We start from the raw sequence: 17,264 nt of genomic DNA, 5'->3' as shown, positions 1-17,264 counted from the left end.
CCTGAGCATCATCGGGCGAAAATCGTGGTCCGCCGCTGGTCATCGTGCACCACATCACGGATGTAGGCACCGAGGTCCAGCTCCGGTGGCAGCGCCCGATACACCAGCTCACAGACGACAGTATCGCCGATGACGATGGCGAACCGGTTCGTCCGCCAGGCGACCGTCCCCCAGTCGACCCGGGCGTCACCCTCGAGCGGGAACGTCCGATCCCCCACCCGCACGGCCAACCCGTCCATCGACCGGTAGAACACCATCTTCACACCGTTCAGCTCACCGTAGACGCCGCTGTCGTGACCTGCCGACTGTCCGGCCTGCAGTGCACCGGTGATCGGGTCGAACAGGGAACGGACGCCGTAGCCGGCGAAGGGGCGTACGACCAGGCCGTCGGTCGAGACGGTCCTGGGGTAGTTGCGGGCGGGGTGTCCATTGGCTCCGGCAGTGGACGGGGGCGCCGACATCGGCATGGCCGGTGGGACGCCGTAGGTGGGTTCCTGTGTGTGGGCGGGTTGGAACGGAAGTTGGTTCGCCGGCGGAGCGGCGGGTGGGTGCCCGGTGCCCGGATATTGGGCGAGCGGGGGTTGAGTTGTCGGGTGGTGGGGCTGTGGCGCGGGGTTCTGCGGACCCGGTGTCATGGGGTACTGGCCGTCCTGGGCGGGGGCCGTGGGGTACTGCCCGTTCGGAACCGGGGCCGTCGGGTGCTGTCCCTGCGGGATTGGTGTCGTCCCGTAGTTCCCTTGCGCTGACGGGTGCTCCCCCTGCGTCGTTGGGTACTGAGGCAAGGAGCTGTGTGGGGACGATTCGTTCCCGTTCGGGTACAGGCCGGCCCGGCCATTCGCCGGATATCCGGAGCGGTCCTGCCCAGTCGGGTACTGGAATCGACCCTGATCGACGGAGCCCGACGGGGATGCCGCGTTCGAGGGCGGCGGCAAGTGCGCAGGAGTTGATCCACCCGACTCGATGCCCGGAGGTGGCGCGAACGACCCGGATGCTGGGTTCGCTTCGTACCCCGGCTGCGCCCAAGGAGCGCGGGACACATCCGTTTCGTTAGACGGAACCTGCAGTCCCCGAAGGAAATCCGGAGCCTCAGCATCGCCAGGGATTCCGATCCGCCCTGGCCGCAGCTCATCCAGACCGCCCGAGGACATCGGATCAGGCACGAGTGGCATGTCCGGCGAGCCTGGGACACCCGGCGGCACCTGGAATCCAGGCATCGGAATCCCCGGCGGCACAGACAGACCAGGTACCCCTGGCGGCACCGGAATCTGTGGTGCCGGCACATGCGGCGGCATGGGAATACCAGGCGGCACGGAACCATCCGGAGGATCCGGAAGATCAGGCTGCGAAGGACTACCCGGTGCCGGCGGCATGCCCGGTGGCATCGGGAAGTCAGCCGGGTTCGGAATACCCGGAGGCACCGGCAAGTTCGGCGGTACCGGGTAGTCCGGCGGTGTCGCACCCGGAGGCGTCGGTACACCTGGAGGCGTCGGAACGGCCGGCGGAATCGGGAAATCCGGCGGCGTCGGCACGCCCGGAGGAACCGGAAGTTCCGGAGGCGCCGGAGAAGTCGGCGCATCTGGCGGCGTCGGTACACCCGGCGGCGTCGGCACACCCGGCGGAATCGGGAACCCCGGCGGCGTCGGCACACCTGGAGGCGTCGGCACATCCGGCGGCGTCGGCACACCCGGCGGAATCGGGAACCCCGGCGGCGTCGGCACACCTGGAGGCGTCGGCACGCCCGGCGGCGTCGGCACATCCGGCGGGGTCGGCACATCCGGCGGGGTCGGCACATCCGGCGGGGTCGGCACGCCCGGCGGGGTCGGCACGCCCGGCGGGGTCGGCACATCCGGCGGCGTCGGCACACCTGGAGGCGTCGGCACATCCGGCGGCGTCGGGTTCGGCGGGCTGGGTGGGGTCGGCAGGCTGGGCGGGGAGGTCGGGTCTGAGGGGGTTACGTCGAATTCGAGGGGTGGTAGGGGGGAGATGGGCGGGGGGACGGGGAAGTCGAAGTCGTAGTCCTTCGGGGGGTGTGGGATTCGGGAACGGGTGGGGCCGACGGGGCGGTTTGCCGGCTCGGGTGCCGCGTGAGGTGGTGCCGTGGTCGGCGCGCCCGGGGCGTCATCGGACGAGCTGTCGTTCTCGCTGTCGGGGCGTACCTCGCTGTCGGCCGTGTCGTTGCCGGCTTCGTCGGTGCCGAGTTCCCGCTCGCCTGCCCCATTTGTGTCGACGTCGTCGGCACCGGTGTTCACGGGCCGGCTCGCAGGCCCAGTGTCGACGGGCAGGTTCGGACCGAGCACCTCATGTTCCGAGGTATTCGCATCGGGCTCGTGCGCAGCGTGATCACCACCGACCTGCCCGTTCGTAATCGGGGCAGGGCCGACGGAACCGTCGACGCTTGTGTCGTCGACGTCGGACGCGTTCACAACCGGCGGGTTGGTGCTGCCACCACCATGCCCGTTCGAGACGGGGGCCCTGTTGACGGGACCGCCGGCGCCCAGCTCGTTGGAGGGTTGGGGCTGAGCGGGAAGTGGGGACTGCCGGGTGGGGCTCCCCGGAGGTAGGTGGGTGGGGTTGTTGAGCGCGGTGTCGATGTCGGTCAGGGTGGTGCGGGCATCGTCGACGCGCTGGGCAGCTTGCTCCAAAGCGGTGAGGCGGTTCTGCCAGGGCTGTTGCTCGTCGACTCGCATTGTGCGGGAGCGAAGTTCGGCGATGGCCTCGGCTCGGGTGCGGGGGTCGATCAGGTCGGATTCGTTGATCGGGAGGCCCTGGCGGGCTTGTCCGAGGGCGGCTTCGGCGTCGGCGAGTTCCCTTGTCGCTTCGGCTCTTTGCTCGGTGAGGCGCTGCACCTCGAGGTCGGCGGCGCGGTGCAGCAGGTCGGTGAGTTCGGTGATGTCGGCGGCGCGGCGCAGGACTTCGTCGCGCAGTTCGGCCTGCACCTCGGCGAGTTGTTCGGGGGTCAGGCGTTCGTGCTGGTCGATCTTGCCGTCGCGGTAGATCTCGTAGACCTCGGCCCAGCGCCCGGGGGTTGCGTCGGTGAGATCCAGGCCGAGGATGCGGACGAAGTCGCGGCTCGCACCGCGGTCCGGACCGGGCGCGATATCGGTGTGACCGTCCAGCAGACCGAGCAACTCGGGCACGTCGACCAAGGCGGACGGATCGCCGACGAGGTCGAGCAGATGCCGGACAGCCTTGTCGTGCACCGGGAATTCGGCGTCGGGGACGCGCGGGTCCACGGCGTTGTGACCGTGTGCGCGCGGATCGAAGTGGTCGATCTCGGCGAGTTCTTCCGCATAGTCGGTGAGCGCGTCGACCAGCTCTTCACGAATGCCGCTGCGGTGCACCAGATCGGCGACCACCTCGCCCAGCTGCTTGATCGACGTCACCACCGGTTCGTCGGAACCCGGTGCTCGGCGCAGTGCGTCGAGTCGGCGGACCAGCCGGTCGTCGGCCGCTGCGACCCGCTGGGAGTCGATGCCGCTCAACTCTTTCGCGTACTTCGCCAGCGCTTCGGCCTGCTGCTGCCTGCGTGGGTTGCGCTGACCCTGGTCGGTGAATTCCTCGGCCAGCCTGCGCGGCGTCATCTCCTCGGCGTCGAGTCCGAGCCGATGCGACACGCGGTGCCGCGCCGCTTCCACCTGGTGGAAGGTGTCGATATCCCATGCGGTGCGGGCGTAGTCGATGATGGCTTCGATCTGGCTGGCGCGCACCGCGTTCTCGGCCCGCAGGGTGGCGAGCTTGTCCGCCAGCGACTGCGCCGACGATCGATCGGCCTCGGTGATGCCGAGCCGCTCCACGAGTTCGCCGACAGCCGCGCTGATTTCGTCAAGCGAACGAAGATCGGCGCTCTCGGTCGGGACGGTCACCGCGAGCGCGTCGTCGACCGGTTCGTCGGGAACCATCCGCCACCCCGACCCGTCGTTCACAGCGGTCACATCAACGGATCGACCGTCGACCGCACCGCTGAAGTGCCGTACGTCGCGCAACCCTTGATCGAGCACGAGGATGCGTTCGGGCACCGCCTGACCGTCGGCCAGGGTCCGCCCGGGCCGGACGTCGGTACCGATATAGCGCACGTCGACCACACCGTCGTTGACCGCCTGAGCCAGATCCGGGTAGCGGCCGAGCGCATCGGCGAGCACCCGATCATGTCCTGACGGCCCGTCGAGGACGACCAGCCGCAGCGAACCCTCGGAATCGCCTGGGATGAGCCCGATTCCGGTGCCGTCGTCCAGCATGGCGCCACCATGCGAGAGCACCCAGTCCCGGCTCGCCATGTCACCGATCAGGTCGGCGAGTTCGGCCGCCTCGCTGTGCGCACGCAGGAATGTTTCGGCATTGCGGGCGAAATCGGCTGCCAGCGCGTCGTATTCACGAATGCGCTCCATTTCGGCGGTGAACACCTCGCGCAGGTCACCCGCGTCCAGGTCAGCCAGGTCGGTCTGCAGCAATTGCGCCCAGACCGCGCGCTCGTCGCGAATCTGGTCTCGCCGCAACGCGTTCTCGAAGTATTCGCGCATGCCCTGGTCGATACCGGGCTGATCGGAGTAGGTGAGGTCGCCCCAGTCGCGCCCCGGTTCGCCGCCGTTGTTCACCCCCTGCCAGTTCAGCAGGGTGGGGTTACCCTGGTTGGCCCGGACCACTTCGATCAGGAAGCGGGTCATCGGGTCGGTGTCGAAGAAGTCGATCTGGTCGCTGAACGGGATCCGCTGGTGTTCGGCGGCGAAGCGGCGGCCCGCCTCCGCCATGCCGGTGAGGGCACCGATCCGGCGCAGCTGCTGGTAGCGGATCTGGTCGAGGACGCGGCGGACGTTCTCCGGTGTCGGGTCGCCGAGGGTAACCTCGAGGTCGTCGGCGGCGTCGGTCAGCGTGTCGGCGAGGTCGTCACGCAGGGACGCCGCGTCCTCGAGTTCCCTTGTCCAGCTGTCCATCTCGGCGGTCGAGCGCGCGACCTCGGCATTGTCGGGCAGCGTGTCCGGCTGCGCGGACAGTTCCGGGCGCTGCTCGCCTGCGGCGAGTTCGCGGGCCTCGGCATCAGCCTGCCGTTTCAGATCCTCGAGTTCGACACCGAGTTCCCGACGCACCAGCTCGGGGTCGGCTTCGTCGAGCGCGTACCGGTATTCGGAGCCGTCGCGCAGGGTCGGCGGGCGGTTGTCCGGTGCCGCCTGATCGGCGATCCGCGAGGTGAGGTGCTTGAAGAACGGCACAAGCTCGCGGCTGCGCCACATCGTGATGGCTTCCTTGAGGATGCGCACCGGGCTGAATTTGGTACTCAGGACATCGTATTCGTCACCCGGTGCCGGGCTCGGGTCGCGCTGACCGGTCAGCGGCAGACCCGCCTGGTGACCGAGCATCGACTGGCCCGCGCTGTCGATACCCGAACCTGACGGGTACTTGGGCGTATGACCTTCGTACCCGAAGTTCACCGCGTCCCACATGCGGCGCAGCAGGGACTTGCGCGGCGCGGGCGTGTCGGACGGGTCGGCGGGGGTCGGTGCGGGCGGGTCGAGGCGTTCGGACTCTTCGACCCGCCAGCGGGAATCGCCGTCGGGCACGAGCCGCGCGGGTACGCGGTCTCCGTCGACCTGGATGTTGTAGCGGCGGGACCCGTCCGGATTCTCGCCACCCTCGGTGACACGGACCGCATCGGCCAGGTCGAGGATGTCGTCGGCTTCCCGGCGGACCTCGGCGCGAGCATCGGCGATCGCACGATCCGGGTCGCGCACGAGGGTGCCGGGGTCGACGTGGAGCCTGCGAGCCCAGCCGTCACGCGCGCCTTCGGCTTGGGCGCGCAAGGCGGGATCGCTGATTCCGGCGACGCGGTCCATCGCAGCGGCCATGGCCTCGACCATGGCCGCGCGCAACAGGTTTCGATACCGCAGGTGGGCGACGGTATCGCCGAGCTGGGCGAGATCGGCATCGCTGAGATCGAACCAGCGCACCAGACGATCACGGGTCTGATCCACCGATTCGGGCGTTGGCACGTGGTCGGCGGCGTGGTTCGGATCCGAGTCCGGCACCCGGGCTGCGGGGCCAGTCGGATTCGACGCGAGAATCGGCGAACCCTGCGGCGGTATCTGCCGCGTCGGCATGGACGGCTCGTCCACCGGCAGACCGGCGCGCCGAAGATCGTCCTGGACCTCACGCAATGTCGCATCGTCGGCCTCGGTGAGCCAGTACTGCTCGCCACCGTAGAGCTCGGTGTCCGACAGCGGCCCGAAGTCGGCCGGGTACCGCATAGCCGGCCCGTCGGCGCTGTCGAGGAACCCACGAGCCCGCGCCAACTCCGCAAGCTCGGCCAACGCCGCCAACGGCTGCCGCAACCCGGAGAACCGCTCCCCCAACCCGAGCGCCTCCCCCAACGCCCGAGCATACGAAGCCGCATCCTCCGACAACGGCGCCGCATCCCGCTGCCCAGGAAGATCCCGCTGCTCCCGCAGGAACTCGGCCACATCCCGCAGGGGATCCCCACTGCGCGCCTGCGCGTTGTCCCCCGACTCCGGGGAGCCCGAGGGCGGTGTCGGCGGCATGGGTGGGCCGCCCGGCGGCGGGGTGGACGGGGTGTCCGGGGTCGACGGTTGCTCTGGCGACGACTGCGTATGGGGCGCAGAAGGCGACGAGGGCGTCTGCGGCACAGGCGTAGTCGGTGACGAAGACGGCGGCGGCGACACAGAAGGGGTGGGTGGTGCTGACGGCACCGGCGGTACCGAAGGCATGGGCGGTGCGGACGGCATCGGCGGCGCCGACGGCACCGGCGGTACCGAAGGCATGGGCGGTGCGGACGGCATCGGCGGCGCCGACGGCATGGGCGGTGCGGACGGCATCGGCGGCGCCGAAGGCATCGGCGGCGCCGAAGGCATCGGCGGCGCCGAAGGCATCGGAGGTGCCGACGGCATCGGAGGTGCCGACGGCATCGGGGGCGCCGACGGCATCGGAGGTGCCGACGGCATCGGGGGCGCCGACGGCATCGGAGGTGCCGAAGGCATCGGCGGCGCCGAAGGCATCGGAGGTGCCGAAGGCATCGGAGGTGTCGGGTTGACGCCCGGTTGGGGTGGTGGCTGGTGGGCGGCGCCAGGAGTGGACGGGGGCTTGGACGGTGTGGGGTCGGGGGTGGCGGGGAGGCCGTCGTCGGGGCCGTCGTCGTCGGGGCCCTCGTCGTCGCGGCGGTCGAGTTCGTCGAATTCGGCAGCGATTTCCCGGCGGGTCTGGTCCAGGAGTTGTTCCAGGCGGAGGGTTCTGGCCTTGGCGAGGAGGTCGGCGGCGAGTTGTTCGCGGTCGAGTTCGGTGTCGACGGAGCGGTCGTCGAGTTCACCGCGCAGTTGGGTGATCTCGTCGAGGATGTCGCGAATTCGGCTGTCCGGCGTCGGCTGGGGTTGCGGGTCGCGGGCGGGTACCGACTCGTCGGGTTGCGGTGCGGGCGACTCGTTCAGCCCCTGCTCCAGCTCCTGCTGAACCTCTGTCAATCGCTCGAGCGTCTCCGCGAGACGAGCGTCGGCGGCCTCATCGTGCCGATCGAACACCTCGTCGGTGGCCGCGGATTTCCGGCGGGCCGCGTCGTCGAACGGGTTGCCGTCCGAATCGCGTTCGTGCCCACCATCTTCCGGTTCATCAGACGCCGATGACCGAGGCGGCTGCACGGGAGGCTTTCCGCCCCCACCGTTCTCGGTACGAGCAGGACCGGACTCCCCTTGCTGCTCAGCAGAATTCGGCCGACCGGGCGCGCCCTCTCCCGCCAGCCCACTACCCGGCTGCTGTGGACGCCGGGACGGAGTGCTCTCGCCCGGCTCAGTGCCGAGATGGTTGCCGTTCGTCCCGAAGTAGTCGTGCACCAACTGCCGCAGCGCCGTCAACTTCGCTGCGCGATCGGCGATCTCGATGCGCAAGGCCCGGATCACGGCCGCCATCTGCTCGGGCTTCAGACCTTCGTGCTTTTCGATCTTGCCGTCGCGGAACGCCTCGTAGATCTTGGCGTATGTCGCGCCGTCCGCGCCCGCCAGGTCGACGCCGACCAGACGTGCCCAGTCGCGGCCCGCAGACGGCCGATTCGTATTGCCGACGTTGCCGGGGACGGTGAGGTCGAGGTTGCCCGCGCCTTCAGCGACCGCGCGGGCGAAGTCCGCCACGTCGACACTGCCGAGCGCGTCGGCGATCACCCGGCGCATCGCGTTGATGCTGTCGGGCCCCTGCAGCGGCATCGACTCGCGGACAAGCCTCGGGTCGGCGATTTCCTTGCCGTCCGACCGCGGGTCGCTCTGATTTTCCGACCGGACGACGTCCTTGCTGTCGGTCGGCGCGAGGGCATAGCGGTCGATGTCGCGCAGCGCCTTGGCGAATTCGGTGAGTGCCTCACGCACCAGTTCGCCGTTGCCCTGCTGTTCGTGCATCCGCACCAGCTGATGCAGCTTCTTCCCACTCAACCCCTTCGGGTCGACGGCGAAGACCTTGTCGTCGTCCCTGTGCCCACCCGGCCGCTCGGCCCGGCCCGGGGGCAGCAGCGCCGCGACCCGATGGTCGACACCGGCGAGGTCGGCGTACCGCGCGAGCCGCTTCTGCTTGCGGGTCGGCCGTTCGGTGGTGGTCGGGCGTTCGTCGGCGGGTAGCGAGTCGTGGCGGTGCGCCGGATGGATGTGACTGTCGGGCACGAGCCGGTCGGCCAACCGCTGACGCGCCGCGTCGAGCGCCTTGGAGTCGAGGTCGCGAAGGGTGCCGAAGTACAGTTCGAGATCGTCGAAGTTCTGCGCGCGCAACGCTTTTCGTCGAGACGCGTCGGCGAGCAGGTCACCGAGCTTGCCCGCGGTCATCTGTTCCTGGGTCAGGCCGAGGGCGGACGCGAGGCGGCCGCGCGCGTTGCTGACGGTGTGGAAGTCCTCGACGAGGTTTCCGGTGCGCAGGAAGTCGGCCAGACCCTCGACCTGCGCGGCGCGCACCGCGTTGTCGAGTTTGAGTTCGGCGATCCGTTCGTCGATGTCGCCGGGCAGCACATCTGCGGGGGTGAGCTCGAGGGCGAAGATCAGATCGACCAGGTCGGCGAGTATCTGCTCGCGGGTGCGCTGCACCGTCGCACCGTCACCGGGGACGACATCCGAACCGATGATCGGGCGCCAGGCGCCGCCGCCGTCGCGCAGCAGGGTGATGCGCACATCGCGGCCGTCGACGTTTTCGGTGTGGTCGCGCACCTGCGGTGTGTCGACCGGCTCGAGATGGGTTTGCCCCCTGAAGTCGGTGAGCACCTTGCGGTAGTCGACCAGCAGATCGCCGTCGCGGATCTGCGCGGCCAGATCCGGTTGGGAGGCGAGCACATCGGTGAGAACCTGGTCGCGTTCGCGTGCCCCGTCGGTGATGACGAGCCGATCGGGCGCGCCATCGCCGCCTGGCAGCCGGGCAACCTGGTCGCGAATCGGCTCGCCGAGGGTCGGCCCGTCGGTGTCGCGCGGTGGCAGCCGATCCTCCACGGCCGCGATCAATTCGGCGAGCCGTTCGGCCCGTATCTGATTGATCTCGAACAGCCTCTGCACGAACGCGTCGACCGTGTCCGGCGTGAGCTGGTGCGGGCCGAGGCCGAATGTCCCTGCCCACGTGTCCAATTCGTGGGCCAGCTGGTCGCGGCGCAGGGCGTGCACGAAGAAGTCGCGCAGACCCTGGTCGCGGCCGAGCGCATCGGGGTCGCCGAACATCGGCAGCGGTTCGGCGCCGTTGTCGAGGGGGGTGGTGGCGAGCACGCCGGGATCGCGGCCGAACGCGGCGATGAACTCGGTGAGGAACCGGCCCATCGGGTTCTGGTCGATCATGCTCACCCGTCCGCCGAAGCGCACCGGAGCTTGCGATTCGCCGTCGGCGGAGGTGTAGGGCGCGTTCTGCTCGATGTGCGCGCGGATGAAGGCATCGCCGAGACCGATGATGGCCGCGGTCTGCCGCATCACCATGTATTGCTGCCGGTCGATTTCCCGGCGCAGCGCATCCGGCTCGTCGGCCACCTCGACGCCGAGCAACCGGTCGAACATCTCGCGCAGCGTCTCCCCACCGGGCGGCGGCGGGTCGACGGGCGGCGGCAGCGGCGGGAGCGGATCGGGCTGCGGCTTGTTGTGCAGTTCGTCGGCTTCGTCCTGGGTGATCAGGTCGTTGGCGAGCATGTCGCGCAGGATGCGTTCGCGCTGTCCACGCCCGGCGTGCTCGAAGGCCTCGAGCAGATCGTTGCGCGCGTCCTCGGAGGTGACGCGCTCGACCCGCAGATCGCTGATGATCTGCCTGCGCACCAGGTCGGCGTCGGCATCGCTGAGCTCGGGACGATACTCGGAGCCGTCCTCGTTGCGCATCGCCGGATACTCGCCACCCGAGCGCCGCACCCGGCCGGACAGCTTGCCGAAAAGCGGGAGGTACTCGCGGTTCTGGATCAACACCGGGGTCTGCTGGGCGATCCGCAAGAACGTGGGGTCGGGCGCCGAGGCCTCGGGTCCGGGTCCGACCGTCGGAACTCCCGGCGGCGTCGGGTTGGGCGGAGGCAGTTGCGCCGGGCCCGGGTTGGCGATCATGTCGCCGATCCCGAGGACACCGTCGCGGATCGCGGCCTGTCCCGCACTGTCACCGATGTTGGGCGCACCGGAGGGCTGCTTGAGGATCGGGAAGTGGTTGTTCAGTTGCGCGAGTGCACGTTTCAGGAACGGCTTGGGCTCCGCCTGTCGCATGGTCGTGTCTTGCGGCGCCACCTGCCATTCACCGTCGGCATCGCGGTAGAGCGGAACGACCACCTGTTCGCCGTCGATGTCGACGAAGACGCGTCGCTCCGGTTCGGCCGGGATCGCGGGCTGTTCCGAACGCCACCACCGGCGCCGGCGAGGCGTTTCCTCCGGGGTGTTGTTCTGGCGTGGTGATTCCGGCTGCGACGGAGTGGTGCGCGGTGGATCGGTGTGCGCACCGTCGCGTGTCAGCTCGCCGTCGGGTCGTGAGCGATCCGGTTGCGAGGCATCCGGTTCCGAACGATCCCGCTGTCCGGCCGTGGGTTCCGAGGGATTCCGCTGCGAGGAATCCGGTTCTGTACCTTCCGGTTTCGAGCGGTCAGGATCGGAACCGTCCGGTTCCGACCGGTCCGAATTCCCGCCGTCCGGTAGTTCCAAATGGTCGGAGCCTTGTTCGGGCAGATTGTGCACATAGTCTCGGGTCGGATTCTCCGCCTCCCGCATCAGCAGGTCGTAGAGCGTGCGGGCGGGCCCACTCGCTCGGTCGCGGCCGACCATGCGCACTTCGGTGAACGCCTCGGCGAGCGCCTCCGCCGGGTTCAACCGACCGTCGGGACCACTGCGGCTGTAACCGCTGAGCTGACGCCGCCACGAGTCCGGATCGGCGTACCCGTCGGGGTGGTCATGGAAGGCTTCGTCGAGCGTTCCGTCGGCGTCGGCCCGGGCCGCGAGCCTGCCTGCCGCGTCGAGCGCGTGACCGTACTCGTGCGCGGCGATGGCGTACACCGGCCGGTCGAGCACGCTCCGGTGGAAGTGACCCGAGTCGACCGACTCCTGCATCGACGACCGCAGGTGGATGGCACTGATCGCGTAGTCGTAGCCGAGCGTGATGTCGGTGTAGGGCAGGCCCGTGGTCCGGTCGGGGGTGCGGGTGGTCTGGCCGAGCACACCGTAGTCGAGGTCACCGATGCCGACGCGACGCAGATCCGTCTGCGGGAAGGCTTTGTACAGCTCGACCATCGAGCGGGCGTAGTCGCGAACCACCTCGGCATCGAGCCCGGGCAGATCGAAGCCGTACACGTCGAAGTCGGGGTTTTTCATCGCCTCGCGCAGCACGTCGCGCAGGTGGTCACCCACCTCACTCGGCGAGAGGTCCGACCACTCGTCGTCGCGGGGCGCACCGAGATCACCCAGGTCGGGGATGTCGTCCTCCCACGGCGGACGTAGCTGCATCTCGTCGGCCGCGCGATCCACGGTCATCGCGTCGGAGCGCGGTACCTGCGCCGCGTCGGTGAGCAGGTCGTACATGATCCGCACGGCCGGGCTCACTTGATCCGGGTGCAGCGTGCCGTCCGCGTCACGGGTGGCTTCCATTTCGCGGAAAGCCTCGGCGAGCGCTTCGCCCGAATTGAGCTCGCCGGTCCTGCTGTTCATGCTGTAGCCGCTGAGTTCGCCCGCGAGCCAAGGGTTGAAGCCGTCGCGGTCGCCGAGCCGGTTGCGGTGGTAGTGGTCGTGCAGACGCAGCCCCACGCGTTTGCGGGTTCGGGGTTCGCCCGCGTAGTCGAGGGCATGCCCGAACTCGTGCACCGCGAAGCCGTACACCGGACGGTCCCACAGGCTGCGCGTGTAGAAGCCGGGCTTGCTCGCGCGCATGAGGTTCTGGAACAGGCTGCCGTTGCCGGCGAAGTACTGCTGGTTGAACGTGATCGACTTGGCGCGGTAGCCGCCGTTCGGGTCGCGTTCGGGCGCTGTCTCCGCGACCCGGCCGGGTCCGGTCTCCCCGATACCGACGCTGCGCACATCGACATTCGGGTATCGGGTCTGCATGTCGAGGATGCCGCGGGCCAGTTCGCGGGCCATCGCCGGATGCACGTTCGGCTGGTCGAAGCCGAAGGTCTCGACATCGTGTCCGGTGATGTCGCGCATCCGTTCGGCCAGATGCCGCCCCACCTCGGCCGGTGGCAGATCGGACCATTCGTCGTTCACCGGGTCGGCCAGGAGGTCGCGGTCGGCGCGGTCGGGCACGTCGTCGGGTTCGGCGACCCGTTCGGCGTCCTCGGACAGCGGCCAGGTGACCGATTCCGGGGGGCGCGCGGCGATATCGGTGACCAGATCGTGCAGCGCGCGTACCGGTTCCGGGCTGGTGTCGTCGCCACCGAGGGTGCGCAGCATCTGCGCCGCGAACGCCTCGGGCACGGCTTCGCCGGGACGCAGCCGACCGTTGCCGTCGAAGCTGTAGCCGCTGAGCTGCCGCAGCCAGTCGTCGTAGGACTGGGCGGGGTCGCGGGTGGTGTCGTCGGCGTAGCGCTGGATGAGCAGGTCTTCGGCCTGGTGGCGGGCGTTCTGCTGGCCGGCGTAGTCGAGCGCGTGCCCGTATTCGTGGGCGAGCACCGCGTACACCGGCCGGTTGAGCACCTCGGGCGCGAAGCGATTGTTGTCGACACCGATCTGCATGCGCTGCCGGAAGAACTCGGCACTCTGCGCGTGGTCGCGGCTGAGCACGATGGATTCGGTGTAGAGCCTGCCGGTCGCCGGGTCGATCCTCGGCTGCGACATTCCGATCACGCCCGTCGGCAGCTCCCCGATGCCGACGCGGCGCAGGTCGACGGTGGGGTTGCGGTCGAACAGGTCGACCATGGCGCGGGCGTATTCGCGCGCCACCTCCGGATTCACGGAGTCGGAATCGAAGCCGAACACCTCGAATTCGGGGTTGCCGGTGACCTGGCGCAGATGATCCTGGAGGCGTTCGGCGACGTCCTCGGGACTGCGATTCGACCACTCGTCGGAGTCGGGGGCACCGAGCTGGTCGGCGTCGAAACGAGCCGCTTCGTCCGGGTCCTCCGGGCGGACAGGGGTGCCGTCGTCGGCGCGCGGGACACCATCGGATTGCAGTGCGGGCGAATCGTATCCACCGACATTGTCCATACGCACGAGATCGCCGTCGCGCACCAGATCGAACTCGCTGACAGTTACGTTGCCGTTCCGGTCGGCGTGCACATGGTGGTACTCGAAGCGCAGCGTGCCCGCCCGGTGGGCGTCGAGCAGGTCGTTCCTGGCGCGGATCAGCGCCTGACCCTCGGGCGATTCTGGGTCGATGCCGCGTTGCCGCATCTGTTCGGGGGTCTCACCGAGTATGCGGTGCAGGTTGTTGTCGATGCGCAGGGTGCGGCGGTAGTACTCCGGCGAACCCTGTTCCGCGCTCGCGACTTTCGAGCCACCGAGCTTGGAGCCGACGCCCTTCGCCTCGTGCGAGATCAACGCCGGTGGCGCACCGTCGGTACCCGGCACGTAGACCACCACGTCGAGCACATTCGCCCCGTCGATGACCGGACGGCCGTCGATGTCCCCGTCGAACGGCGAAAGCAGCACCGCGCCAGGGAATTCGGCTGGGTCGAGACCGAACGCGCGGGCGGCGAGCTCACCGAGTGCCTTCGAGTGGGCGACGAGTTGTGGCCGCAACCGGTTGAAAGAAGCCGCCGCGCGCTCGAATTCGTCGAGACGCTCGAGTTTGTCGATGATCTCGGTTTCCCGGCGTTGCAGCTGGGGGTCGTTCGGGCGGTCCGCCAGGTCACGTTGCAGGTCGTCGTAGGCGTCCTCGAGCTTGCGCCGCTGCTCGGCGACGACCTTGTCCAGCTTCTGACTGCTGGCGATGTCGCCGAGCTTGGCGACACCGAACTCGCCCATCAACCGGTTGACGATCTTCAGCGCGTCATCGCTGCGCTTCTGCACCACTGTACGGTCGGCCACGATGTCGGCCATTTCCCTGGCGATCTCGGGATCGGCGACCTTGTAGGTGCGCTTGGGGCCCTCCTGCGCGAGATACCGGAACTCGCTGCTGGTGAGCGGATCGCGACAGAACCCGTTGGCATCGTGCAGCCGGAAGTTGACATCCCGGAACGTCCCCGCCGGGTCGAGCACATGATGCCACTTGCCGTCCGCCGACTGATAGACGTCGTTCTCCAGGCCCTCCTCGATGTCATCGGACTCGGCGAGGAAGTCGGGTGTCTCGTCCAGCGGTGGACGCCGCGTGAGATCCCGAACATCCTCGGGTCGCACCGAACCATCGACCTCGCGGTTGCGATCCGTACCATCGGATCCCCGTGCGGGCGCCTCACTTCCGTTCCCCTCAGGATTGCGCTGCGCACCATCCGGTGTCCGCTGCGGCCCGGTGCTGTCGGGCGTCCGTAGTGAATCCGCCTCCGACGTGCGCTGGCGGGTGCTGTCCACGTCGGGTCTGCGCGGCGCGGCGGAGTCGGGGTCGTTGCGCCGTGGGGCAGTGGCCTCCCCGGCAGGCTGCCGCACCGTGTCCGGCCTGCGCTGCTGGGTGGAGTCCGCATCGGGCCGACGCGGGGCCGAGCTGTCGGCATCCGGAGTACGTGGACGAGCGCCGTCGGCATCGGACGTGCGCTGCTGCGTGCCGTCCGGGTCGACTGCGCGGGCAGGAAGTCCGGCGATATCGGGCGTCCGCGGGGGGCCCGAATCCGCGTCAGGGGTTCGCGGAGATTCATCGCTGTGAGGGCGGCGCGCCGGCGCATCACCGGAGTCCGAGCGTGAAGGCACACTGTCCGAATCCGCGGTCCGGGTGGGTCGTCCATCGGAGTCTGGCGTGCGCGACGGCGTCACATCCGAATCCGGGGTTCGCGGCGGTGTTGCTTCGGAGTCGGGGGTACGCGGGGCCGGGTCGGTGGTGTCGGGGTTCGGGGTGCGGGGGGTCGGGGCCGGGGTTTCGGGGCGGCCGCCGATGACCTTCCATTGGGCGTCGCCGTTTTTGCGGTAGTTGTTCGCGTTCCATTCGGCGCGTTTGGCCTCGCGGATGAGGTTCTTGCGGGTGTCCTTGTCGAGGCTGTCGCCACCTGCGGCGATGAGGGCGCGCAGGGCGGAGGCGCGGTCGGCTTCGCGGGTGGCGAGTTGGTCGGAGCGTTCGGCGCGGATGCGCCAGCTGTGCTGCTTGGGGGTCTCGCCGTCGCGGCGGCCCTCGATCGTTCCCTCGCGGGTGTAGATCGACCGCTCGTGGGCGGGGCGCACGCGAGTGTCGGAAGCGCTGGGGGACACGGCTTTTCCGTTGCCGTTGAACAGAACGGCCGAGACGTTGCGTGCCTCGCTCGGCACAACGGTGTCGGGGCGGGTGCCGGAGGCGACCACATCGAAGCCACCGTCGCCGTTGGGGCGCGCGGTGAGGACATAGGCGTCGGCGCCGACACCGCGACCGTTCACCACGTGTTCGGCGACGACGAGTGCGCGCGGCAACTTGCCCTTGGCGATATCGCGCGGGCTCAGCCCCTCCGCCATCCGCACCAGCTCGTCGGCCACACCCTGGTGCCGCGGCTGATCGGCCGTGCCCGCCGGAAACTCGTGCATCCGCCCACCGGCCGCGCCCTCGATGTCGCGCAAGGACATCCCGGCCTCGCCGACCGGCCCCTTCGGCGGCTTGATCCGCCGCGTCCCCGTGGCTTCCTTGATCTCGCGCAACGCCTCCTGCGCGGGATTCTCCGGCGGATCGTCATCCGAATCACGCTGCCGCGCATCCCCATCCGGCTCCGAGGTCGAGTCACCATCCGCATCCCGACGCCCCGAACCGTCACCGTCCACCGTCCGACGCCCGGGCCGCCCGTCCCCGTCACCTCCGGCCAAGGGAACAACGAGCAACCCGTCGTCGGACCGACTCCCGTCCCCGTCGTCATCGGAATCGCCCGAACGGGGCCTGGTCCCGTCACCCTCCCCATCGACCTCGCCCACACGCGGCCGGGCATTGCCATCGGCCTCGCCCGCGCGGGGCGGAACATCGTCACCATCGGACTCGCCCGGGCGAGGACGGGCACTGTCCTCGCCGGAATCACCCGAACGAGGCCGGGTGCCGTCGCCCTCCCCGTCACCCACGCGAGAGGGAGCGGGGTCCACATCGGAATCAGCAGCGCGAGGAGGACTTCCGTCGCCATCGGATTCGCCTATGCGCGGCGGGGCACCATCCCCGTCGACCTCGCCCACACGTGGCGGGGCACCATCGCCGTCGACCTCGCCTGCCCGTGGCCTGACGCCATCGCCGTCGGTTTCCCCTGGACGTGGCCGGGTTCCATCGCCATCCAACTCACTCGCCCGCGGGCGAGTGCCATCACCGTCGGACTCACCCACACGCGGCCGGGCACCATCGCCATCGGAGCCACCCGCGCGAGGACGAGTTCCCTCAGCACCAGACTCATCCACACGAGGCCGGGCGCCGTCACCGTTCGTGTCCCGTGAACGCGGACGAGCACCATCGCCGTCGGAATCACCGGCGCGAGGACGAGTTCCATCACCGTCGGATTCGCCGGTACGAGGTGGGGTGCCATCCCCATCGGGTTCGCCTGCGCGCGGTCGGGTTCCCTCACCGTCGGACTCGCCAACGCGAGGCGTGGTGCCGTCACCATCAGAGGCGCCCGCGCGCGGTGGAGTACCCGCGTCGTTCGCTCCGCCGAGGCGCGGCGGTGCTCCGTTGCCGTCGGGCGACGCGGTGCGCGGGGCGGCGGTGTCGGCCTCGCCTGTGCGCGGCGGCAGGCCGGGTCCGTCCGGCGCCCCTGCGCGGGGCGCGGCGCCCGCTTCGGGAATGCCCGAATCGCT

At 69.5% G+C, this 17,264-nt stretch carries 2 protein-coding genes; one reads left to right on the top strand and one right to left on the bottom strand.

Annotation, left to right across the window (positions count from 1 at the left end):
* Nucleotides 1-8: 8 nt before the first annotated feature.
* A complete protein-coding gene (locus ACSVDM_RS03975) occupies nucleotides 9-16,067 on the bottom strand; it encodes a hypothetical protein (RefSeq protein WP_439262872.1) in 16,059 nt (5,352 codons plus the stop codon).
* Between ACSVDM_RS03975 and ACSVDM_RS03970 the strand changes: the two genes are divergently transcribed.
* Complete coding sequence (locus ACSVDM_RS03970; protein ID WP_439262870.1) at nucleotides 16,023-16,907, top strand: hypothetical protein; 885 nt, start codon at nucleotides 16,023-16,025, stop codon at nucleotides 16,905-16,907. The two genes, ACSVDM_RS03975 and ACSVDM_RS03970, sit on opposite strands and share 45 nt — an antisense overlap.
* The last annotated feature ends 357 nt before the right edge of the window (nucleotides 16,908-17,264 follow it).

The sequence above is a fragment of the Nocardia sp. JW2 genome, assembly GCF_051843015.1.
Classification (GTDB): Bacteria; Actinomycetota; Actinomycetes; order Mycobacteriales; family Mycobacteriaceae; genus Nocardia; species Nocardia coubleae.
This window is presented reverse-complemented; position numbering and strand designations above follow the sequence as displayed.